Origin of the sequence: Mesorhizobium sp. C372A (genome assembly GCF_030323245.1) — a bacterium.
Taxonomy (GTDB): Bacteria; Pseudomonadota; Alphaproteobacteria; order Rhizobiales; family Rhizobiaceae; genus Mesorhizobium.
This window is the reverse complement of the sequence record NZ_CP100475.1, coordinates 5,422,858-5,445,710: the sequence shown is the minus strand read 5'-3', so window position 1 is coordinate 5,445,710 and position 22,853 is coordinate 5,422,858. Positions and strand designations below refer to the sequence as shown.

Below are 22,853 nucleotides of genomic sequence, written 5' to 3'. Positions count from 1 at the left end.
ATCCGTTGACTGGATGGCCGGATCCCGGCGTCAACTCGACGACCTGCCGGCACTTAGCATGGAGGTGACCATGACACGCGACGACATCATTTCGGTGTTGGGGCCGGTAGACGAGGCGGTCATAGCCGACATCGCGCTGACCGGCGCCACCCTTCAAGAACTGCGCGAGGCGTTCGCCTGGCTCGGTGCCGACGAGGCGCTGGTCAACGAGGGCCGCCCCTTGCCGGGAACGAAGGTGGCGCGGCTGATCGAACTCCTCGATATGCCGGACGACGAGGACGGTCCACAGGCGGTGGCGGCGCAGGGGTTAGGGCAGTAGGGCCCTGACTACTGCGGTTTCCCATTCACTTCACGCCCTCGACAGCAGCCGGCGCATGATGAGCGAGGCGTGGCCGCCAACGCCGTGCGCGGCCGTGCGGCGCTCGACCACTTCGAAACCGTGCTTGCGATAGAAGGCGATCGCCCGGTCGTTGCCCTCGATCACTTTCAGCGCAATGCTGGGGATGCCGGCATGCGCGACAAGCACCGCGTGCAGCAGGTCGGTGGCGACCCCGCTGCCGAACTCTGTCTTGTCGATGTGCAGCCGGTCGAGCAGGACATCGCCACGATCGTCCATCGCCGCCATCGCGTAGCCGGCGATCGAACCGTCCGGCCGTTCGGCCACGAACGACATCTTGTTGTCGTCCCCAAGTTCCTCTGCCAGCCGCTCGGGCGCATGCTTGTCGTCCGAGAGCCGCGCAGTGGTCTCTGGCCCCATAATTGCCGAATAGGTGCGCCGCCAGGATTCCCCCAACAGCCGCGACACCGCCGCTATATCTTTCTCGGTCATCGCCCTGATCTGAACCATGGCCTAAATCCTCACCGCCTCACCCGCGACTTCAGCCAACGATCGAAGGCCACGGCCAGGATCAGGATCAGGCCAATGACGATGCTTTGTGTGTAGGACGAGACATTATTGAACTGCAGCCCGTTCTGCAGCACGCCGATCAGTGCAGCGCCCACCACCGTGCCGCCGACCGAGCCGATGCCACCGAATAGCGAGGTGCCGCCGATGACGACGGCGGAAATCACCGTAAGTTCGTAACCGATGCCGGCTACGGCTTCGGAGGAGTTGAGCCGTGCTGACAAAACGAAGGCCGCCAGCCCGGCGAAGAAGCCGACGATGACATAGACCGAGATCAGAATGCGGTCGACGCGCAGGCCCGACAGGCGTGCGGCCTCGGCATTGCCGCCGACGGCATAGACGGCGCGGCCGTAGCGCGTATAGCGCAGCACGATGTGGCACAGGATGGCCGCCGCCGCGAAGATGATCGCCGGCACCGGCACCGGTCCGATGAGCCCGGTGCCGAACCAGCGCATCGAGGCGTCGAAACCGGAGATCGGTCCGCCATTGGAGATGGTCAGCGTCAGGCCGCGAAACACGGTGAGCCCACCCAGCGTGACGACGAAGGGCGGCACTTTCAGCCTGGTGATGGCAAAGCCCTGGACGCCGCCGGCCAGCGCCCCGACGATGACGGCGGCAAGCAAGGCGGCGAACCAGCCATATCCTTGCGTGCCCGTGGTCGACAGCGACAGCGTGTTGGCGGTGCCGCCCTTGGCCACCACCGCGGCCACCATACCGCAGAAGGCGAGCAGTGAGCCGACCGACAGGTCGATGCCGGCAGTGAGGATGACGAAGGTCATGCCGAGCGCGATCAGCCCGGTGATCGAGATCTGCCTCAAAATGTTGAACAGGTTGATTGGATCGATGAAGCTCGGCTTCAGCACGGTGAAGATGACGATCAACACCGCCAGGAACATCAGCGGCCCAAAACTCATCAGAAGCCGCGCGATGTTGATGCCGCTGCGCTGGGTCTGTTCGGTGGTGCTGGTCATTGCGTTGCGTCCTGCTTGCGGTCGAGCGCCATCAGTTCCATCAGTTTTTCCTCGGTCGCTTCGATGCCCGGCATTTCGCCGGTGATACGGCCGCGCCGCATCGTAACGATGCGATCCGACACTGCCAGCACCTCCGGCAGTTCCGACGAGATCATCATGATGGCGATGCCGCGCGCAGCCAACTGGACCAGGATCTGGTGCACTTCGGCCTTGGCGCCGACATCGACGCCGCGCGTCGGCTCGTCGACGATCAGTACTTTCGGGTCGCGCGCCAGCCAGCGGGCCAGGATCACCTTTTGCTGATTGCCGCCGGACAGGCCCTCGATCGCCTGCTCGGGCGAGGCCATGCGGATCGACAGTGCCTTGCGATAGCCGGCCAGCGCCTCGCGCTCGCGCCGTTCGGCCATGAAGCCGGCCCCATTGCTGTAGCGACCGAGCGAGGCGATGGAGAAATTGTTGAGAATGCCAAGTGCTGCAAAAATCGCCTGGTGCTTGCGGTCTTCCGGCACCAGGCCGATGCCGAGTTTGATGGCGTCGGCGGGCGAAGCCGGGGCGATCGGCTTGCCGTCGAGCGCAATCGTGCCGGCCGCGATGCGGTCGGCGCCGAAAATGGCGCGGGCAAGCTCGGTGCGGCCGGAGCCGACGAGGCCGGCGACGCCGAGGATTTCGCCGGCCTTCAGATCGAGGTTGACACCTTCGAGCACGATGGCGTGCGGCGCCAGCGGATCGCGCACCGTTCGCAAGCCTCGCACCGAGAGCCGGACCTCGCCGGCGACGTCGCGCTGCGTCGGCCGCGCGTAGAGTTCGGAGGCGGCGCGGCCGACCATCTTCTCGATGATCTTCGGAATCTGGATCGGCCGGCCGTCGCGGTCGAGATGACCGGCCAGCCTGCCGTCCCGCAGCACGGTCATGCGGTCGCAAATGGCGGACGCTTCTTCCAGCCGGTGGGTGACGAACATGATGGCGACACCGTCCTTGCGTAGCCTGTCCATGATCGACATCAGTTTCTGCACTTCGGTCTCGGTCAGCGCCGAGGTAGGCTCGTCCATGATGATCAGGCGGCTTTCCAGCGACAGAGCGCGGGCGATTTCGACCAGCTGCTGTTCGGCCACCGACAGCGAGGACACCGGCGTTGCCGGATCGATGTCGAGACCGACGCGGGCGATGATCGCGCGCGAGGCGTCCTCCATCCTGCGCCAGCTGACCAGCCCGAGCGGACCGAGCGGCGCGCGGCCGATGAAAATGTTTTCCGCAACCGTCAGCGTCGGGATCAGGCTCAGTTCCTGATAGATGGTGACGATCCCATGCCGCTTGGCATCCTGCGGACTGGACGGCGCGTAGTCGGCGCCGTCGAAGACGATGCGGCCGCTCGACGGCGGCATCACGCCGGACAGGATTTTCAACAGCGTCGACTTGCCGGCGCCGTTCTCGCCGAGCAGGCCAAGGATCTCACTGGGCCGCACCTCGAGCGAAACGTCGCTGAGCGCGGTGACGCCGGAAAAATGCTTGGTCACGCCTTCGACGGAAAGGAGCGGGGGCGATGATGCGGTGGGTTCAACGGCGGACAAGCATTGCTCCCGGATTGCGATAGGCAGCGGGACAGCGCCCCCCTCTGTCCTGCCGGACATCTCCCCCGCACGGGGGGAGATCAGCAGTTTTGCCGGCAGCACTTTTTCTACAACGTTGGCGATTGGCGAAAGCAGACGTGACGGCCAATCTCCCCCCAAGTGGGGGAGATGTCCGGCAGGACCGAGGGGGGCGCGACAGAGCGCGACCTCCACCCGTCATGGGCCTTACTCTCACTTCGTCTCGTTCAACCTCTCCGCCTTGTCGAGATTGTCCTTGCCGATGACGATCGGCGTCAACAGCACCAGCTTCTCCTTCGGCTCGGTCTTGTCCCTGGCGAAGGCGACCGCGATCTGCACCGCCGTGCGCGACTGTTCGCCGGGGAACTGTTCGACCGTGCCGGCGAGCTTGCCGTCGCGCACGGCGACCAGCGCTTCCGGCAGTGCGTCGAAGCCGTAGATCTTGACGTCGGTGAAGTTGCGGGCGGCACAGGCTTCGAGCGCGCCGAGCGCCATGTCGTCATTGGCGCAGATGATGGCGTCCGGCTTGCCGTTGGCGGCAAGCCCGGCCTCGGTCACCGACAGCGCTTCGGCGCGGGCGAAATTAGCGGTCTGCTCGAAGATGATCTGGTATTTGTCCTTGAGCGGATCGAGCACATTGTGGACGCCTTTGTTGCGGTCGATCGCGGGTCCGGCACCCGGCTGGCCCTGCAAATGGAACAGCTTGGCGCCGTTGGGGAACGCCGCCACCATGGCCTGCGCCTCGGCCTCGCCGCCCTTGACATTGTCGGCGCCGACATGGGCCAGAATGCCCTCGACGCCGTCGACGCGGCGGTCGATGGTGACCACGGGAACCCCGGCCTTGACCGCTTCCTCGATCGCCGGCGCCAGCGCGTTGACGTCAAGCGGCGAAATCACGATGGCGTTGACCTTCTGCACGAGTGCGGCCTCGATGTCGGCGGTCTGCTTCGGCGCCGAGTTCTGGCCGTCGCTCTCGGCCAGGTTGACGCCTTGCGCCTGCGCCTCCGCCTTGATCTCGTTCAGCATGTGCACAAAGAACGGGAAGCCGAGATTGGGCACCGAGCCCAATATGGTCAGTTTGTCGGCGGCAAAGGCCATGGGCGCGGCCAGCGCCATGGCGCCGGTCGCCACGGTCGACAACAGGAATTCGCGTCTGTTCATCAGATATCCTCCACATGAACGCAGGAGCCCGAAACCGGGAGCGGCTCGGGACGGTCCTTGCGTCAATTCAAAAATGGAGTGTCCTGTGAACGCCCCGAGGGGACGCGAGGCGCTCCAGCCGGTCCGCCGCAACGTTCTCCTCCGCACGGCGCCGACCCGAGGATGCTAGCCAAGGAAAATCGATTACGCAAGGTGAGGCGAGGGGCTGAAACTGCTAATCTCCCCCCTTGTGGGGGAGATGTCCGGCAGGACAGAGGGGGGCGCTGTCCCGCCGACATTGGCCAATTTCACTTACATCTTTGAGCTAACCTCTACGCAGAATACTTGATGCGGGCGATCCTTCGCGCCCCCCTCTGCCTTGCCAGGCATCTCCCCCACGAGGGGGGAGATTGGCAGCTTAGACGCCTCTACCTGTCGATGGTCGTCATCACCCGCTCATTGTAGAGCGGCCCTGAGACCGCCCGGCGCAAGGGCTGCGTCGAGCGCAGCAGTCTCGGCCGGGTCGAGCTGGATCGCGGCCGCAGCAACATTTTCTTCGAGATACTTGCGCCGCTTTGTCCCCGGGATCGGCACGATGTCAATGCCGAAACCGTCGCCCTTGCCGAGCACCCAGGCCAGCGCGATCTGTGCGGGCTTTGCCCCTTTGGCCGCGGCCACCTCCTGCACCGCAGCCGCAGCCGCGACATTGGCGTCGTAGTTGGCGCCCTGGTAGCGGGGGTCGCCGCGGCGGAAATCGCCTTCCGGATAATCCTCGGCGCGCTTGACGTCGCCGGCGAGGAAACCGCGGCCGAGCGGCGCGAACGGCACCAGGCCGATGCCGAGCTTTTTGAGCAGCGGGATGATCTCCGGCTCCAGATTGCGCTCCCAAAGCGAATACTCGCTCTGCAGGGCCGACACAGGGTGCACGGCATGAGCACGGCCGATATTCGCCGCGCCCGCTTCCGAGAGGCCGAAGAAGCGCACCTTGCCCTCGGCAACCAGCCGGCCGACCGTGCCGGCGACATCTTCCATCGGCACCGCCGGATCGACGCGATGCTGGTAATAAAGGTCGACATGGTCGGTGCCGATCCGCTTCAGCGAGCCCTCCAGCGCCTCGCGGATATGGTCGGGCCGGCTGTCACGCTCCGTGCCGACCTGTCTGCCGTTTTCGATGCGGAAGCCGAATTTGGTGGCAAGGGTCACCTCATCGCGCCGGCCCTTCAGCGCCCGCCCGAGCAGTTCTTCATTGGCATAGGCGCCGTAGACTTCCGCCGTGTCGAGGAAGGTACAGCCGAGTTCGATGGCTCGGTGCAGGGTAGCGATCGATTCCGCCTCGTCGGCAGGGCCGTAGGACTGGCTCATACCCATGCAGCCGAGGCCGATCACCGAGACCTGCAGCCCCTGGCTGCCGAGTTTGCGGGTGCTGAGGGTCATTGCCGTTCTCCTTGGGGCTGCGGAAAACTATAGCGGCCGCTCCTCCAGTTTCCATAGCTGTTCGGCGGAAGAACAGCGCTTCCCTTGACAAAACCCAGCCGCAAGCGCCTTTGCCGGCGGCCATTGGGGGCCATGGGATACCAATGAAGAAGATCTACGAGAAGCCGACGCTGAACCGGCGTCAGCAGCTCTCGCGTCACCGCGCTCATAATTCCTTCGGACCACTAACCGAATATTGTCGTCGCCATTGCAAAGTCCGCTGCCGAGGCGCAGCGGTTTTTTGCTGCCGTCGGATCGTAGCGCTGCCAGAAGCAGGCGGTCAAAATTGACAGAGCGGCCGATCTCCAGCATCCTTATGCCGCCGCCATGTCTTGCGGTCTTGTGTATGAGTGAGCCATGGCCAGTTCCGTCACCAGCCAGAATTCCAAGCGCGCCGCGGTGCGCAAGGCGCTCGACCGCCACAAGGTCTACGTCACCGCGCAAAGCTTTTCCGGCGGCGTCTACTCGGCCCGCGTGCTGGTCGACGGCGAGGCCTACTGGGTCGACGAGTTCCGGCTGAGCCAGCTCCAACAAGGGCTGTCCCCGGCCGAGCTAGACCTGACGCCCGCCTCAGACGATTGAGCGTGATCTCCACATTCTTCGCACCACGCTGGGAAATCTGAAATGTTGGCGGGACAGCACTGTGCAGGAACGCGGCGCAGGGAAGGTTCGTCCGCCGCCGCCGCTCCCGCCTGACCCATGCCAACCCCGCCAAAACTCAAGGCCTACCGCGCCAAGCGCGAATTTACGAAGACGCCGGAACCGGCGGGCGGGCTCATTTCAGGCGACGGCAACCGCTTCGTCGTCCACAAGCATCACGCCACCGCCGACCATTACGATTTGCGCCTGCAGGTCGGCGGCGTGCTGAAAAGCTGGGCGGTGCCGCGCGGGCCCTCGCTCAACCCGGCCGACAAGCGGCTTGCAGTCGAGACCGAGGACCATCCGCTCGAATATATCGACTTCGAGGGCGTCATTCCCGAAGGCGAATATGGCGGCGGGCCGATGATCGTCTGGGACACCGGCACCTGGGCACCGATGGACGATGTCGACAAGAGCCTGCGCACCGGCGCCTTCAAGTTCCGGCTGGCCGGCGACAAGTTGAATGGCGGCTGGATGCTGACCCGTCTGAAGCCCAAGCCCGGCGAAGACAGCGAGAAGAAAAACTGGCTGCTGTTCAAGGAGCGCGATCTCGCCGCCGATACCGGCCTCGACATCCTGGAAGCGCGGCCGGAAAGCGTGAAGTCCGGCAAGCGGATCGAGGAGCTGGTGGCGCCGCCGAGGAAGCCGGCCCGCCTGCCGCCCAAGCCCGGCGCGCTGAAACCCGGCGCGTTGTCCGGTGCGGTCAGGGGCGATCCGCCGTCGCGCATCGAGCCGCAGCTCGCCACGCAGGTGCCGAAACCGCCGGGCGGGCCGGTGGAAGACACAGGTGAACTCTGGCTGCATGAAATAAAATTCGACGGCTATCGTACCATGGCGCATGTCGGAGATGGCGAGGTCAGGTTGATCACCCGCGGCGGCATCGACTGGACGAAGCGTTACGGCGACCTGCCGCAAGCCTTTTCCCGGCTACCGCTCAGCCAGGCGATCATCGACGGCGAGATCATGGTGCTGGACGAGAAGGGCATCTCGCGTTTCGCGCTGCTGCAGGATGCGCTGTCGGCGGGTGCGGGCAGCAAGCTCCATTTCTATGCCTTCGACCTGCTGCATCTCGACGGCTGGGACCTCCGCAAGGCGCCGCTCGCAAGACGCAAGGCCTTGCTCGCCGAACTGCTAGCCGGGCAGGGCGCCAACTCCGCCATCCAGCTGAGCGACCATGTCGAAGGCGACGGGCAGGGGCTTTACGATCAGGCCTCGATCCTTGGGCTGGAAGGCGTCGTCTCCAAGCGCGCCAACGCCATCTACCAGAGCGGCCGCACCAAGACCTGGACCAAGGTCAAGGCGCTGGAGACCGGCGATTTCATCATCGCCGGCTACACCGTTTCCGACGCGGCCGAAGGACTGGCGGCAATCGGCATGGCTGAATTCGCGGATGGTGAACTGCACTATCGCGGCAAGGTTGGCACCGGCTTCGATGCCGCGACGGCGGGCGACTTGCTGGCCCGGCTGCAGCCGCTGCGCGACGGCGCGACAGCACCCGAGGGTGTGCCGCGCGAGATCATGCGCGAGATGAAATGGGTGCGGCCGATGCTGTCGGCCCGCATCCACTACGCCAACCGCACGGCGGACAATTCGCTGCGCCACGGTGTGTTTCGGGGCTTGCGCGATGTCGGCCTGTCGACGCCGGTGTCGCCGAAGCGCAAGCGGCTGATCGCCGAAGCCGATCTCGCAACCATCTGGGTGACCAATCCGGAGCGGCGGCTGTTCGGCAAGACCGGACCGACCAAACTCGACATCGCCGTCTATTACGCGCTGGTCGGCGATTTCATGCTGCCGCACATTATGGGCCGCCCGGTGTCGCTGGTGCGCTGCCCGACGGGCCTGCCGAAGGACTGTTTCTTCCAGCGCCACGCCTTCACCGGCATGCCGCCGTCGGTGGTCACTTTTGACGCCACCAACTCCGAAGGTGAAACCAAATCCTGTCTGTCGGTCGAGGGAGCAAAAGGCTATCTGGCGCTGGCGCAGTTCGGCGTCGTCGAGTTCCACACCTGGGGCACGCATCGCTTGAGCCTCGACAAGCCCGACCAGATCGTTTTCGATCTCGATCCGGGTGAGGGCATCGCCTGGCGCGAGGTGGTCGAGGCCGCCGTCCACATCAAGGGCGAATTGGAGCGGTTCGGCCTGGTGCCGTTCGCCAAGACATCCGGCGGCAGCGGCATCCACATAACCGTGCCGGTGACGCAAAAGCAGAACTGGAAGAAGCTGCACCAGGCGACCAGCGCCATCTCCACGCACCTGGCGGCCACCGCGCCCGACACTTTCACCACCACAATGGGCAAGGAAAACCGCAAGCGCCGCATCTTCATCGACTATCACCGCAACGCGCGCGGCCACACCTCCGCGGCGCCTTATTCGCTGCGCGCCCGCACCAACCTGCCGGCGTCGACGCCGGTGAGCTGGAGCGACCTTGAGACGATCGATGCGCCGCAGGATCTGAACTATTCCTCGCTGCCGGGGTTGTTGGCGACCTCGGGCGACCCCTGGGCGGACATGGAGGATTTCGCGAGGGATTTGCCGGTGTTTTCGGGGAAGTAGATCGGGAGGTGTTGGCGATCCGGCACACCCCCCTCTGTCCTGCCGGACATCTCCCCCGCAAGGGGGGAGATCGGATGTCGCCTCTGCTTTCGCCAATCGCAAACCTTGCAAGAGGAGCGATAAGGTTGAAGCTGCCAATCTCCCCACTTGCGGGGGAGATGTCCGGCAGGACAGAGGGGGGTGCTGTCCCTCCGGCATGACTTACTTCCCCAAGTCCATCGACCATGCGGACAATTTGAATTATCCTCCGTCGGTGCCCTCCAGCTCACCTGGAAGGTTTCGTCAGGAATTTGCCGGTATGTTTGGGGCCGGTGTAGGATTTCCGCAGCACCATTCGTCCTTTGGACGAAGCGCTGCAGTAAGCATGATCCCGAAACGTGGGAACCGGTTTTCGGTTAAGATCATGCTCAGTCTGAAATGTCAGTGCGTGGCCGCGTAGGAGAGTATCATGGCGCCCAGGGCAAGTTGGAAAGGTTACCTCAAGCTCAGCCTCGTCAGCTGTCCGGTCCGGCTCTATCCGGCAACGACGACCAGCGAGCGCATATCGTTCAACCAATTGCACAAGAAGACCCACAACCGCATCAACATGAAGCCGGTCGACCCTGAACTCGGCCTCGTCGAGCGCGCGGACTTGGTCAAGGGTTACGAATACGAGGACAAGCAGTACATCATCATCGATGAGGCCGACCTCGAAGCAGTGCGCATCGAATCCAATCACACGATGAACATCGAGGCCTTCGTCGACGAAGACGAGGTCGACGTCATTTATCAGGATGCGCCGTACTACATGGCGCCGGATGGCGCCATGGCGGAAGAAACCTTCGCCGTGCTGCGCGAGGCCATGCGCAAATCCGGCAAGCTGGCCATTGCCCGCCTTGTCCTGTCCAGCCGAGAGCGCGTGGTGACGATCGGCGCGCGCGAGAACGGCATGTTCGTCTGCACCTTGAGGAACCCGAACGAAGTGCGCGGCACGGCTGAATATTTCGGCAACATCCCTGCCGGCAAGCCCGATCCCGAAATGCTGCAATTGGCCGAAGCGCTGATCAAGCAGAAGGAAACCACCTTCGATCCGAAGAATTATGAGGACCGCTACGAGATCGCGCTGATGACGATGATCCGCGAGAAACTGAAGGGCCATAAGCCGATCATTGCGGCGGCGCCCGAGCGTGGCAATGTCATCAACCTCATGGACGCGTTGAAGGCGAGCCTGTCGCAATCAGCCAAGCCGCCGGCCAAGTCGAAGAGCAAGGCCGACGACGCTGAAAAACCTGCCGCCAAGGGTAAGGCGGGTGCGGCCAAGGAAAACCCGTTGAAGGCCAATCTGCTCAAGGCCGTCGGCAAGAGCAAGGGGTGACGGCGCCTACCGGTATAATCCTGGGCGCCGTCTTCGGCGCCATCGGCGCGCTGGCGGCATTTCCGCTGCGGCTCGCGACCCGTGAGGTGGAGCGTCAGCACGGCCAGTTGCGGCGCGGCGTCACCAGGCGCACCAGCCATGTTGTGTTCGGCCGAACGCTGATCGCCAAGGCCGGCACGGCGAAGGGCGGCGATGCCGAGATCGAGCGCCGCGTTGCAGCCGAGGGCTCCGCTGGCCGAACACTCCTTAGCGAAAATGGCTTCCTGCGCCTGCTTGGTCTGATGAAGGCGCCGGAGGCGTCTTCGCTGTCCAGGCAGTCTCTCGTCGACCAGTCCAGACTGTCCGGTGCCGACCTCGACCTGCTCAGCCTGTTCGACGCCTTCGAGCACGATTGTGAACCCTACTCGTTCCGCGATCTGATCCTTGCCCGCAAATATGCCGGGCTGGTCGCCGGCGGTGCATCCTGGGGCGCGATCGCGCGCTCCGTGCATCGCTCCGGTCCGGTCGCTTCGCTCACCGCCAAATCGCTCAATGTCGGCTCGCAGCATGGCCGGCCCGATCAGATCTATCTCGAGGATGGCCAGAGCGAACTCGACGGCCAGCTGCTGTTCGATCTCGGCAGCGCAAGCGCAGCCGGCGACGACACGCTGGAAGAATTGTTCGCCGAGGCTGAAAGCGCGGAAGAGGAGGGCCGGCACGACGATGCCGCGGCGCTCTACCAACGCTGCCTCAGCATCGATCCGAGCGACGCCATCGCCGCGTTCAACCGCGCCAATTGCTTGCGTGGCGCCGGTCGCGTGGCCGACGCGGCGCATGACTATGCAAGAGCGATCAAGCTCGATCCGGCGTTCGTCGAGGCCTGGTTCAACCTCGCCGGGCTGATGAGCGACGAAGGCAAGATCGCCTCGGCGCGCCGGCATCTGGTCAAGGCCATCGCGCTCGACAAGAGCTACGCCGATCCGGTGTTCAACCTTGCCCGGCTGGAGTTCGACGCCGGCAATCTGACCGAAGCCCGCCGCCACTGGGTGCGCTATCTCGAACTCGATGCTGACAGCGAATGGGCGCGCACTGCGCAAAAGGGGATACAGTTCGTCGATCTGCAGCTGGCGCGGACGGCGGGGTGAGGCTGCCGTGGATAATCTTGTTCAGATTTCGAGTATGGGACTAACCGCGTGCTTCATCGTTTTGGCGGTGCAGGAGGCCCGCGAGCTGCTCTTCTACTGGAGCAATGGCTGGAATTTTTTCGAAGACAGCAAAATCAATTGGGCCACATATTACAACCGCAGAACTTGGCCATTTCCCCAGCGCCCCGAGGACCGTATGTCGAACAAGCAGCGCGTTTGCTTCGGCCGGCCATTCTTCATCGTGCTCGTGGGGTTTTTTGCAGCCATTTTCACCCATGTTACCCTGCATCCGGAGCAGTGGCGTAAGGAAGTTCACGGTTCCAAAACCACCTACCACTATATCGGGGTCCCGCAGCCTGATGCCCACTAGCTTCCTCTTCGACGGCTTTGACACAGCCCCGGTCACCATCGTGTTGGCCCACGGCGCCGGCGCGTCTATGGATTCCCCCTCGATGACCGACACCGCCAAGGCGCTCGCCACCGCCGGCTTCCAGGTCGCGCGCTTCGAATTTCACTATATGGCGGCCCGCCGCTATGGCCAGCGCAAGCCGCCACCGCGCGCCGAGACGGTCGACCCGGAATACATCAAGGCCATCGCCGATCTGAGGGCGAGGGGCGTCGCTGGTCCGCTCATCATCGGCGGCAAGTCGATGGGCGGGCGCGTCGCCTCGATGGTCGCCGACGAGATGTTCGCCAAGGGCGAGATTTCGGGCCTCATCTGCCTCGGCTATCCCTTTCATCCGCCGGCCAAGCCCGAGCAACTCAGGACAAAACATCTCGCCGACCTCAAGACGCCGACGCTGATCTTCCAGGGCACCCGCGACGAGTTCGGCACGAAAGAAGAGGTCGCGACCTACGGCCTTTCCAAAGCCATCGAGGTGATCTGGCTGGAGGATGGCGACCACGACCTGAAGCCGCGCAAGAGCGTGTCGGGGTTTTCGACCGCCGATCATTTGAAGACGCTGGCCGGGACGGTGAAGGCGTGGACAGGGCGGATCGTTTCCTGATCGCCAAATGAAAATCGCCACCTTCAATATCAACAACGTCAACAGCCGGCTGCAAAACCTGCTGGCGTGGCTGGCGGCAGCCAAGCCCGATGTCGTCTGCCTGCAGGAGCTGAAGGCGCGCGACCTGCAGTTTCCGCGCACGGCGCTTGCGGCGGCCGGCTATGGCGCGGTGTGGAAGGGCGAACCGACCTGGAATGGCGTCGCGATACTCGCGCGCGGGTCCGAGCCGGTGCTGACCTGTGACGTCCTGCCCGGCGATACCGCCGACAAGCAGAGCCGCTACATCGAGGCGGCCGTGAACGGCATCGTCGTCGCCTGTGTCTACGCGCCCAACGGCAACCCGCAGCCGGGGCCGAAATTCCAGTACAAGCTGGCCTGGCATGAAAGGCTGGAGGCGCATGCCGCAGAACTCTTCGACACTGGCCTGCCGGTGGCGCTGGTCGGCGACTACAATATCGTGCCCGAGCCGCGCGACATCTACGCCACCCGCTCCTATGACGACAACGCGCTGGTGCAGCCGGAAAGCCGGGCGTCGTTCCAGCGTCTGCTCGAGCAGGGCTGGACCGATGCGCTCCGCAAGAAGCATCCGAAGGAAACGCTCTACACATTCTGGGATTATCGCCGCAACCGCTGGCTGCGCGATGCCGGGCTGCGGCTCGACCACATCTTGCTGTCGAAGAAACTGGCGCGCCGCCTCACCGCTGCCGGCATCGACCGCGATGTCAGAGGTGAGGACGGCGCCAGCGACCACGCGCCGGTATGGGTCGAATTGAAGTGAATTTGGCTGCGTGATCGCGCCCACTTTCGTGGGCGCAGTTTCGCGCTATTTGTTTCGCTGCGGCGGCCGCATGATGAGCAAGGTGCGGCACCGGAGGGGGAGTCCGATGGACAGGTTGGCCGAAAGGCTGTTTGCGCTTCCGCTGCTGGCGGCCGCTTTGGCTTGTCTGGTGCGGGCGTATCTGCTGCTCGGCGACAGAGATTTCAGCTGGAGCGGGATCGACCACATGCTGCACGGCCCAGCCACGCTGCAGCCCGTGGTGTTCCTGACCGTCGGCGGGCTTTGCCTGCTTGGCGCCCTGTTGTTCTGGGCCGGACTGCTGCCGGGTCGGCGAAGCCAGCCTGCTGGAACGCCGCTTTTTGGCCGCGACGCCGAGATCGACCCAAAGGGCCGCCCCGGTCTGCGGCGCGCCTTCCTCATGTTGCCGGTGCTCGCCGTGTTGGCGCTGCTGGCCGACCACTTCCCTTGGGCGCGTGACGCCGGCCCGGGCGCTGAGGTGGCCGCCCCGAACGAACCCAAAGCCGAGCCGAAGAACCAGGGCATCGACGGTGTCCCGCCGGCCCTGGCGACGCCACCGGCCCCGCCGAGTTCGCCGCAGGTCACCATGCCGCCCGAGCCAACTCCGCCGGTGCAGGCAGCCAAACCGCCCGAGCCGGCGCAGCCTACGCCTCCGGCTGCTCCCCCTCAGCCGCCACAAGTCGCACTCGCTCCGGCGACACCGCCACCGGAGACTGCTCCACCGCCGGCTCCGGCCACGCCACCTCAGACCGTCGCGCCGTTGCCGCCGCCTCCGCCGGCGCTGCCGACCGAGCCCGACGGCCACCGCGACGCCGTCGTCTGGCTCGCCGTCTCGGCCGATGGCCGCGACGTCATGAGCGCCAGCACCGACCACATGATCAAGCTCTGGGACATCGCCGGCAAGCGGCTGATCCGCAACCTTGGTGAACACAAGGACATGGCGCGCACGGCGCTGTTCATGCCCGACGGCGCAACCGCGCTGACCGCCGGCGACGATGGCGAGATCGTGCTGCGAAAGCTTGCCGACGGCGCGGTGCTGCATGTCTTCTCGTCGGGCGCGAATGGCGGCGTGCGCAAGCTGGCGATCAGCCCGGACGGCAAGCGCGCCGTCAGTGGCCACGACACCGGCAACGTCATCGTCTGGGATCTCGTCAACAAATCGGTGCTGCATGTGATGACCGGACATGACTGGCCGATCAGCACGGTCGCAATCTCGCCCGACGGCACGCGCGCGCTCAGCGGCTCCATCGACGGCACGCTGAAATTCTGGGACGTCGAAAGCGGCAAGCAATTGCGAAGCTGGCACGGCCACGAGCAGGGCACTTACGGCGCTGTCTTCACCGCCGACGGCCATCATGTCGTCACCGGCAGCGGCGACTACACGATCAAGCTCTGGGACCTCGACACGTTTAGGGAATTGCGCCGCTTCGAGGGTCACGAAGGCACCGTCTATACGCTGGCGCTGTCGGCCGACGGCAAGCGCTTGGCCTCCGGCTCGCTCGACGGCACGGCGCGGCTGTGGGATGTCGGCACCGGCGGCCAGACCGCCATGTTCGACAGCCGCACCGGCCCGATCTACGCCGTTGCCTTCGCCACCGACGGCACGCTGCTCACCGGCGGCGACGATCGCACCATCAGGGATTGGCCGGCGGCTGGCGGCGATGGCGAGATCCTCTTTGCCGGCGCGGCGCAGTAGCGATATCAAATGCTTTGGATATTCCAGAACAGCCTGGCTTGCGCTATGAATTACTGGTGGCTGCAAATGGATTGGGGACCGTGAGCAACAACGACTGGGCGCCCAAAGTGGATACACCTGTCTACAGCCCGCCCAAGTCGCGTCGCCGAGGGGTCCTTACCGTCGTTCTGGTGTTGCTGGCGGCTTTTGTGCTGCTCGGTCCTGGCCGAAATTACTATGTGCAGTGGTCAGCCATTAAGAAGATTCAAGCGGCTGTCCTGGCAAAGGATTATCGCGAGCAATTCCATCAGATCTCCGTGCTGGCCGACATGGGAAATGCTGACGCACAGTACAATCTGGGATTATTGTACTGGCGTGGCCAGGGTATTGCCCAAAATGACAGGCAGGCGACCTACTGGTGGGGCAAAGCAGCCGAGCAAGGAAATTCAGATGCGGCATCCTTGCTCGCCCAGGCCTATTCCCATGGCCGAGGTGTCGAAAGAAACGACCAACTGGCGTTAAAATTTGCCACACAGTCGGCCGACAAGAGCAACGCGAATGGTTACTATGCCATCGGCACCCTGTACGCGCAGGGCCAAGGTGTTCCGCAAAGCTATGAGCAAGCTCTCTCCTGGTGGCGCAAGGCAGCCGATGGCGGCAGTACCGAAGCTGCTTACTGCATCGGTCGATCCTATTATCTCGGTGAAGGCGTCGAGAAGGACGATCAACTCGCCGTGATGTGGGTGCGAAAGGCGGTCGACATGGGTGAGCCGAATGCCCAGTCTTTGTTGGGCACGCTGTATTCGCTTGGTCACGGCGTCGGTCAGGATGACCGCCTGGCCTTCGAATGGTGGATAAAAGCCGCGATCGCCGGTGTGCCGGAAGCGCAATACTCATTAGCAAATGCGTATGAATTGGGAAAAGGCATCGGCAAGGACGACGCCCAGTCGTTCGCCTGGTTGGTCAAGGCGGCGGAACAGGACAATGTCCGGGCGCAGTCTGCGCTGGCCTTTGCCTATGCTACGGGCAAGGGCATTGCCAAAAGTGATGCCGAAGCATCGTCCTGGTGGCTGAAGGCGGCGAGCCAGGGAGACGCCTATGCGCAGGCGAACCTCGGCCTTGCATATTGGACGGGCGCCGGACTGACTCAGAGCGACGCTGATGCCGTTTCGTGGTGGCTCAAGGCCGCAAAGCAGGGGGACGTTTCGTCTGAACTGTACCTGGCTGTTGCGTATGCCCGCGGCAGAGGGATAGCCAAGGATGAAAAATCCGCCGAATTCTGGTTGCTGGAGGCAGCCAAGGCGGGAAATGTCGAAGCAGAACTCAACCTTGGCAAGCTTTATTACACCGGGATCGGCGGCAAGCCGAACTATCCGGAATCTGCCAAGTGGTTTTCCACATCGGCAAGCCACGGAAACGCCGAGGCCAGGACCTTCCTCGAAATGATGAAGGAAAAAGGCCAGTTCGACAGCAAGACGCTGTGAGCTCAGGGTCAGGCAACGCCGATGACGTCGGTGAGGTCGTGTCATATAATGGACATCGGCAGCGGATACCAAAACTGTCTTTCATCAGTCAATTTCGGAGGCCACTTATGCCTGCTGGCCATCTCCCCACTTGGGGGAGATCAGCAGCGTCGCCGTCACGCCTTCCGTTTGAGGCGTGACACTCGCATCGCACGATGCGAAGACTCATTTGCCGCTGCATCTCGAGAATCCCATGCCCAACCTCCACATCGTCGAAGCCTCGATTGCCGATCTGCGGCGCGCGTTGGAAGACGGTACCGTCACCAGCGTCGAGCTGGCCGGCGCGTATTTCAGGCGCATCGCGCACTACGACCGCCATGGCATTGCGCTCAATGCCGTGCCGGTGCTTAACCCGGCAATGTTCGAGGAGGCGGCGGCGTCCGACCTGCGCCGCCGCAAAGGCGCTTCCCTCGGGCCGCTCGACGGCATCCCCTACACCGCCAAGGACAGCTATAAGGTGAAGGGCCTGACGGTGGCCGCCGGCTCGCCCGCCTTCGAGCATCTCGTCGCCAATGAGGACGCCTTCACCATTGCCAGGCTGCGGGCCGGCGGCGCGGTGCTGATCGGGCTGACCAACATGCCGCCAATGGCGAATGGCGGCATGCAGCGCGGCGTCTATGGCCGCGCCGAAAGCCCCTACAATGCAGATTACCTGACCGCCGCTTTCGCTTCCGGCTCGTCCAACGGTTCCGGCACCGCGACCGCTGCGAGCTTTGCCGCTTTCGGGCTGGGCGAGGAGACATGGTCTTCCGGCCGCGCGCCGGCGTCCAACAATGCACTTGTCGCCTACACGCCGTCGCGCGGCGTCATTTCGGTCAGGGGCAACTGGCCGCTGGTGCCGACCATGGATGTGGTGGTGCCGCACACGCGCGGCATCGCCGACATGCTGGAACTGCTCGACGTGATCGTCGCCGACGATGCCGAGACGCGCGGCGATTTCTGGCGTGTGCAGCCCTGGGTGTCGATCGCGAAGAGCGCTGCTCTCAGGCCGCCAAGCTACACTGCGCTCCAACTGCAAGGCTCATTACAAGGCAAACGCCTCGGCGTGCCGAAAATGTATATCGGCCGCGATGGCGGCGCGCCCAAACCCATCGAGACCCGCGCCTCGGTGCTCGACCTCTGGCGGCAGGCGGCGCGTGATCTGGAAAAGCTCGGCGCGGAGGTGGTCGAGGTCGATTTCCCCGTCGTCTCGAACTATGAGCGCGACCGTCCGGGCACAAAAACCATGGTCGAACGCGGGCTGGTGCCGGAAGCATTCGCCGAGCGCGAAATCTGGGATCTCTGCATCTGGGGCTGGGACGATTTCCTGCGCGCCAATGCCGACCCGGCCATCCCCGACCTGGCCACGGTCGACGGGCCAAAAATCTTCCCGCGGCCGCCGGGCGCGCTGCCGGACCGCTATGGCGACGACGGTTTCGATCTGGCCGACTACGTCACGAGCGCCAAGCAGGGCGTGATGCCATTGCTGGATATCCCAACGCTGGCGGAAGGTCTGAAGGGATTGGAGGCGACGCGGCGCATCGACTTCGAGGACTGGCTGGACGAGCACAGGCTCGACGCCGTCGTGCTGCCGGCGGTCGCCGATGTCGGCCCGGCCGATGCCGACGTCAACGAGACCTGTGCAGCAATCGCCTGGCGCAACGGCACCTGGGTCGCCAACGGCAATCTGGTCTGGCGTCATCTCGGCATCCCGACCGTCACCGTGCCGATGGGAACGATGGCCGATATCGGCATGCCGGTCGGGCTGACCTTTGCGGGCAAGGTCTATGATGATGCGGAGTTGCTGCGGCTCGCCGGCGATTACGAGCGCGCCACCCAACGCCGCACCAGCCCGCCGCGCACGCCGGAATTGCCGGACGATGTGTTTGCGGGGCGGCCTGGTGGATTACGGGCCAGCGATGCGCCGGCGCCGAGGCTTACGCTTGTTGCCGAGACGATGCGGCGAGGAGACCAGGCCGAGATCGCCGTGACGGTTGAACTCGATGCGGAGACCGCTGGCGTCAAGGTTCACGTCAATGGCGAACCGGTCGCTCTGCGGCGCAGCGGCACAAGCTTTCACGGTCGCATCCTGGTGCCGGCCGGCGAGCACGAAAGAATGCACAGTGTGTGGCGAGGCGCTTACGGCTCGATCGTTACGGCCGTCATCCGGCTGGAGGATGGACGCACGGCTGGTGCTTACGTGGTCGCGGGTGGAATCGGGTGAGGTACATGTAATCTCCCAACGGGGAGATCAGCAGCTTCGCCGTCTTGACCCTCGCATCGCCCGCGCTATCTTCGCGCCATGCCAAACCTCTCTCCCCTCATCGTCATCGATCTCCAGACCAACATGTTCGACGGCCGCGTCGAGCCGCCGATCCATGATGCGCCGGGCATAGCCGAGCGTACCCGCTCGCTGATCGGCTGGGCGCGGCGCGAGGGGCGCCGGATAGCGTTCGTGCGGCATGACGGGCCGGCCGGCGATCCGCTGGCGCCGGGCGAGCCGGGTTGGCCGGTATGGCCGGAACTCGGCCAGGCCAAGGACGAGCCGACATTCTCCAAGACCGTCCGTAACGCCTTCTCGAATGCCGAGCTTGGCGCCTGGGTGGCCGGGCAGGGGGCCGGCGAAGTCGTGCTCGCCGGAGCGCAAACCGATTTCTGCATCGCCGGCACCGTCAAGGGCGCCCTGGCCGAGGGCCTCGGCGTTACCGTCGTTTCCGATGCCCATTCCACGCTGGACACTGAAGGCGAAACCGCGACCGAGATCATCGCCCGGTACAATGCGGACTTCACCGATGCCGGCGCCACGCTGGTGACGACGAAGGCGCTGACCGGCGACTGAAGCGCCGGCGCTTCGAATACTGGGAGACTACCGTGCCAACCCTGAAATTGCCGGCCGAAGGCGGGTGCCGCTGCGGACGTGTGCGGCTCAAGATTTCCGCAAAACCGCTTTTGACCATGGCTTGCCATTGCACCGGCTGCCAGCGCATGTCGGCCAGCGCCTATTCACTGAGCGCCGCCATTCCCTCGGACGGCTTCGAAATCATGCAAGGCGAGCCGGTGATCGGCGGGCTGCACGGCGCCTCGCGTCATTACTTCTGCCCTTATTGCATGAGCTGGATGTTCACGCGCCCCGAAGGGCTCGACTGGTTCGTCAATCTGCGCCCCACCATGCTTGACGAGCCCGGCTGGTTCACGCCGTTCATCGAGACATGGACCAGCGAGAAACTGCCCTGGGCGACGACGCCGGCGGTGCATAGTTACGAGGCGCTGCCGGCCTTCGAGGCGTATGAGGGGCTGGTGGCCGAGTTTGCTGAAACTGCGAATCTCCCCCCTTGAGGGGGAGATGGCCAGCAGGCCAGAGGGGGTCGGTGCGACTGGGCTCGACGTCCTTGCTGCAGATGGAAGGTTGGCGCCTCACGCGCGGCGACCCCCTCTGTCGCCTTCGGCGACATCCTCCCCCTCGAGGGGGGAGATAAGCCCCGCTAAAAATTGCATCGAATCGATTGCGCAAACGTTTCGATCGCCCTAAGCTCCCTTAAAATCCGCCATCAGAGCGGACGGGAAACGCAAAAGGGAGGAGCGCTTGCAGGCGCTGATATGTCTTGCCGACAATGGCTGAAGTGGCGCGGCGCGCCGGCGTGTCGGTGTCGACCGTCTCGCATGTCGTCAACAACACGCGCTTCGTTTCGCTGGAAAAGGCGAGGCTGATCAACGACGCCATTGCCGCCATGGGCTACCAGCCCAACGAGCTGGCGCGCTCACTGAAGGCCTCGACCACCAACAGCGTCGGCCTGGCGATCTCGGCGATCTCCAACCCTTATTTCACCGACATCATCTGCGCGGTCGAGGCCGAATGCGCGCGGCTCGGGCTGATGGTCTTCCTGTCGGACACCCAGGAAGATCCCGACCGCGAGCTGCAGGTGGTGCGCGCTTTCCATCAGCGCCGCGTCGACGGCGTCATCCTGGCCCCGTCGGGCTCGCCGCAGCGCGCCATCGATTACCTCGCCGACAAGAAGATGCCATGCGTTCTGATCGACCGTTTCGCCGACGAGCGCTTCGATCAGATCGGCGTCGAGAACGAAACGTCGATGCGCGCGCTGATCGACCATGTCGCCTCCTTCGGCCACAAGCGCATCGGCTATATCGCCGGACAGCCCGGCCTGACGACGACGCGCGAGCGCATCGAGGCGTTCCAGGCTTCGCTCGCCGCCAATGGACTTGAAAGCGTGTCGCACTATCTCTCGGCCGAGAATGTCGACACGGCGGCGGCGACCGCATCCACCCACGCCATCCTGTCGCTGCCGTCGCCACCAACCGCACTGGTCACCGGCAACAACATGACGACGATCGGAGCCGTCCGCGCCATCCGCGAAAAAGGCCTCACCATTCCGGGCGATCTGTCGCTGGCCGGCTTCGACGATTTCGAATGGGCCGATTGTTTCGAACCGCGCCTGACGCTGGTCGCGCAGCCCTGCACCGAGATAGGCAGGCAGGCGGCAGCCCTGCTCAGCGCCCGCATCGCGGCGACCGGTTCAGAGCCACGTTCGGTGCGGCTGCAGGCGACGCTGCGGGCGCGCGCCTCCTGCGGGAGGCCGAAATGAAGGCGCCGCTTCTGGTGATGACGGGCGCCGTCAAACGCTTCGGCGGCGTGCAGGCGCTGCGCGGCGTCGACTTCGACCTCAAGGCGGGCGAGATCCATGCGCTGCTCGGCGAAAACGGCGCCGGCAAGTCGACGCTGATGAACCTTCTGTCGGGCGTCTACACGCCGGACGAAGGCATGATCGAGATCGACGGCAGACCCGTGCGCTTCAACAACCCGCGCGAGGCGCAAGCGGCGGGCATCGCCACCATCTTCCAGGAGCTCGACCTGGTGCCGTCGCTGGATGTCGCGGCCAATCTTTTCCTCGGCCGCGAACTGATGCTTCCGGGCGGCTTCCTCGACGTGCCGGCAATGCGCCGTGAGGCGAAGAAGCGGCTGGAGGCGATCGAGATCGCCATCGATCCGTCCGCCATGGTGGCGGACCTGTCGATCGGCCAGCGCCAGGTGGTGGCGATCGTCAAGGCGCTGTCCTACGCCTCGCGCGTGCTGATCATGGACGAGCCGACGGCCGCACTTACCGTCGGCGAAGTCGAGCGGCTGTTCGACATCATGAGAAAACTCGCAGCCACCGGCGTCGGCATCGTCTATATCTCGCATCGGCTGGAGGAAGTGCCAGGGATTGCCGACCGGGTGACGGTGATGCGCGACGGCCGCGTCGCCGGCATCACCGAGCCGCACGCGCCGCAGGCGGAGCTGGTCAGGCTGCTGGTCGGACGTCCCCTGGACGAGCTCTATCCGCAGCGCGCCAAAGCGGCGGGCAAGCCGCTGCTCAGCCTGAGGAACGCCAGCTTCAGGCTCGCCCGCGATAGCGCCGGCTGGCAGGCGCCGCAAGGTGTTTCGCTCGATGTCCATGAAGGCGAGATCGTCGGCCTGGCCGGCATTATGGGGGCAGGGCGCACCGAACTGCTCTCCGCGCTATACGGCACCGGCCTGTCCGGCCGCTGGGAGGGCGAGGTCGCCATATCGGGCAAGCTGGTGAAACTGGATTCGATCAGTGCTGCCCGCCGCGCCGGCATCGCCTTCGTCACCGACGATCGCCGGGGCTCGGGCCTGATGCTGCGCATGGCGGTCGGCCTCAATCTGGTGATGTCGGTCATATCCAGGATCTCGCCGAACTGGCTGGTCTCGCCGCGCCGCCAGGCCGAGGCGGTGAAGGAATCCTTCGGTCAGTTCGACATCCGGCCGAAGAACCCTGATATCGCCGTCGGCGCACTGTCCGGCGGCAACCAGCAGAAGGTGGTGCTGGCAAAAGAAATCCTCGGCAACCCCCGCCTGTTGCTGCTCGACGAGCCGACGCGCGGCGTCGATGTCGGTGCCAAGGGCGAGATCTACCAGCGGCTCAGGGCACTCGCCGCGCAAGGGCTCGGCATTCTGGTGGCGTCCAGCGAGATGCCGGAACTGATCGGTCTGTGCGACCGCATCGTGGTGCTGCGCCAGGGGCGCAATGTGGCGGAATTTTTGGGCGGCGTCGACGAGCACACGGTGCTGGCCGCGGCTAACGGCAGGGAGGCCTGATGTCTCAGGACAAC

The 22,853-nt window shown here is 64.5% G+C and carries 19 protein-coding genes and 1 pseudogene; 15 read left to right on the top strand and 5 right to left on the bottom strand.

The genetic code is table 11. From position 1 onward, the window contains the following. Positions 1-70 precede the first annotated feature (70 nt). Positions 71-319, top strand: a complete 249-nt coding sequence (locus tag NLY42_RS26230) for a hypothetical protein (RefSeq protein WP_031201948.1) — start codon at positions 71-73, stop codon at positions 317-319. Positions 320-349: 30 nt separating this feature from the next. Here NLY42_RS26230 and NLY42_RS26225 read toward each other — a convergent pair whose 3' ends face one another. The 5 genes and pseudogenes from NLY42_RS26225 to NLY42_RS26205 all read right to left on the bottom strand — a co-directional run bounded on the left by NLY42_RS26225 (position 350) and on the right by NLY42_RS26205 (position 6,035). Further along, complete coding sequence (locus NLY42_RS26225; protein ID WP_023754610.1) at positions 350-847, bottom strand: GNAT family N-acetyltransferase; 498 nt, start codon at positions 845-847, stop codon at positions 350-352. A gap of 11 nt (positions 848-858) precedes the next feature. Further along, positions 859-1,875, bottom strand: coding sequence for an ABC transporter permease (locus tag NLY42_RS26220; protein ID WP_023685887.1), 1,017 nt, complete (start codon positions 1,873-1,875; stop codon positions 859-861). Next, the gene (locus tag NLY42_RS26215; RefSeq protein WP_502882125.1) at positions 1,872-3,503 is read right to left on the bottom strand and encodes a sugar ABC transporter ATP-binding protein; all 1,632 of its coding nucleotides are present in this window, start codon (positions 3,501-3,503) and stop codon (positions 1,872-1,874) included. Before NLY42_RS26215 ends, NLY42_RS26220 begins: the two co-directional genes overlap by 4 nt. Positions 3,504-3,674: 171 nt before the next feature. Continuing rightward, positions 3,675-4,622, bottom strand: coding sequence for a substrate-binding domain-containing protein (locus NLY42_RS26210; protein WP_023703082.1), 948 nt, complete (start codon positions 4,620-4,622; stop codon positions 3,675-3,677). Positions 4,623-5,029: 407 nt separating this feature from the next. Further along, positions 5,030-6,035: pseudogene (locus tag NLY42_RS26205) on the bottom strand (aldo/keto reductase). A gap of 396 nt (positions 6,036-6,431) precedes the next feature. Here NLY42_RS26205 and NLY42_RS26200 point away from each other — a divergent pair. The 14 genes from NLY42_RS26200 to NLY42_RS26135 all read left to right on the top strand — a co-directional run bounded on the left by NLY42_RS26200 (position 6,432) and on the right by NLY42_RS26135 (position 22,839). Then, positions 6,432-6,656 (top strand): hypothetical protein, encoded by a 225-nt coding sequence (locus NLY42_RS26200; RefSeq protein ID WP_023673483.1) that lies wholly within the window; start codon positions 6,432-6,434, stop codon positions 6,654-6,656. 117 nt (positions 6,657-6,773) lie between these two features. Then, positions 6,774-9,266 carry a DNA ligase D gene (ligD, locus tag NLY42_RS26195; RefSeq protein ID WP_023715149.1) on the top strand — a complete coding sequence of 831 codons (2,493 nt, stop codon included), beginning with the start codon at positions 6,774-6,776 and terminating at the stop codon, positions 9,264-9,266. Positions 9,267-9,714: 448 nt separating this feature from the next. Continuing rightward, entirely contained in the window at positions 9,715-10,620 is a 906-nt protein-coding gene (ku, locus tag NLY42_RS26190) for a non-homologous end joining protein Ku (protein WP_023685883.1), read from the top strand. After that, positions 10,617-11,744 carry a tetratricopeptide repeat protein gene (locus tag NLY42_RS26185; protein ID WP_286488884.1) on the top strand — a complete coding sequence of 376 codons (1,128 nt, stop codon included), beginning with the start codon at positions 10,617-10,619 and terminating at the stop codon, positions 11,742-11,744. Before ku ends, NLY42_RS26185 begins: the two co-directional genes overlap by 4 nt. Before the next feature lie 7 nt (positions 11,745-11,751). After that, entirely contained in the window at positions 11,752-12,114 is a 363-nt protein-coding gene (locus NLY42_RS26180) for a hypothetical protein (RefSeq protein ID WP_155923794.1), read from the top strand. Beyond that, positions 12,104-12,751, top strand: coding sequence for an alpha/beta hydrolase family protein (locus NLY42_RS26175; protein ID WP_023699157.1), 648 nt, complete (start codon positions 12,104-12,106; stop codon positions 12,749-12,751). Before NLY42_RS26180 ends, NLY42_RS26175 begins: the two co-directional genes overlap by 11 nt. 7 nt (positions 12,752-12,758) lie before the next feature. Further along, the gene (locus NLY42_RS26170; protein WP_023754608.1) at positions 12,759-13,529 is read left to right on the top strand and encodes an exodeoxyribonuclease III; all 771 of its coding nucleotides are present in this window, start codon (positions 12,759-12,761) and stop codon (positions 13,527-13,529) included. A gap of 106 nt (positions 13,530-13,635) precedes the next feature. Beyond that, a complete protein-coding gene (locus NLY42_RS26165) occupies positions 13,636-15,243 on the top strand; it encodes a WD40 repeat domain-containing protein (protein WP_023754607.1) in 1,608 nt (535 codons plus the stop codon). A gap of 80 nt (positions 15,244-15,323) precedes the next feature. Next, entirely contained in the window at positions 15,324-16,706 is a 1,383-nt protein-coding gene (locus NLY42_RS26160) for an SEL1-like repeat protein (RefSeq protein ID WP_156933771.1), read from the top strand. A 232-nt stretch (positions 16,707-16,938) separates the two neighbouring features. After that, on the top strand, positions 16,939-18,948 hold the full coding sequence (locus NLY42_RS26155; protein ID WP_023754605.1) for an amidase: 2,010 nt from the start codon (positions 16,939-16,941) through the stop codon (positions 18,946-18,948). 78 nt (positions 18,949-19,026) lie between these two features. After that, positions 19,027-19,563, top strand: coding sequence for an isochorismatase family protein (locus NLY42_RS26150; protein WP_023754604.1), 537 nt, complete (start codon positions 19,027-19,029; stop codon positions 19,561-19,563). 32 nt (positions 19,564-19,595) lie between these two features. Continuing rightward, positions 19,596-20,060 carry a GFA family protein gene (locus NLY42_RS26145; RefSeq protein ID WP_023754603.1) on the top strand — a complete coding sequence of 155 codons (465 nt, stop codon included), beginning with the start codon at positions 19,596-19,598 and terminating at the stop codon, positions 20,058-20,060. Between the two features lie 266 nt (positions 20,061-20,326). Next, on the top strand, positions 20,327-21,325 hold the full coding sequence (locus tag NLY42_RS26140) for a LacI family DNA-binding transcriptional regulator (protein WP_023754602.1): 999 nt from the start codon (positions 20,327-20,329) through the stop codon (positions 21,323-21,325). Beyond that, entirely contained in the window at positions 21,322-22,839 is a 1,518-nt protein-coding gene (locus tag NLY42_RS26135; RefSeq protein WP_023754601.1) for a sugar ABC transporter ATP-binding protein, read from the top strand. Before NLY42_RS26140 ends, NLY42_RS26135 begins: the two co-directional genes overlap by 4 nt. Positions 22,840-22,853 lie beyond the last annotated feature (14 nt).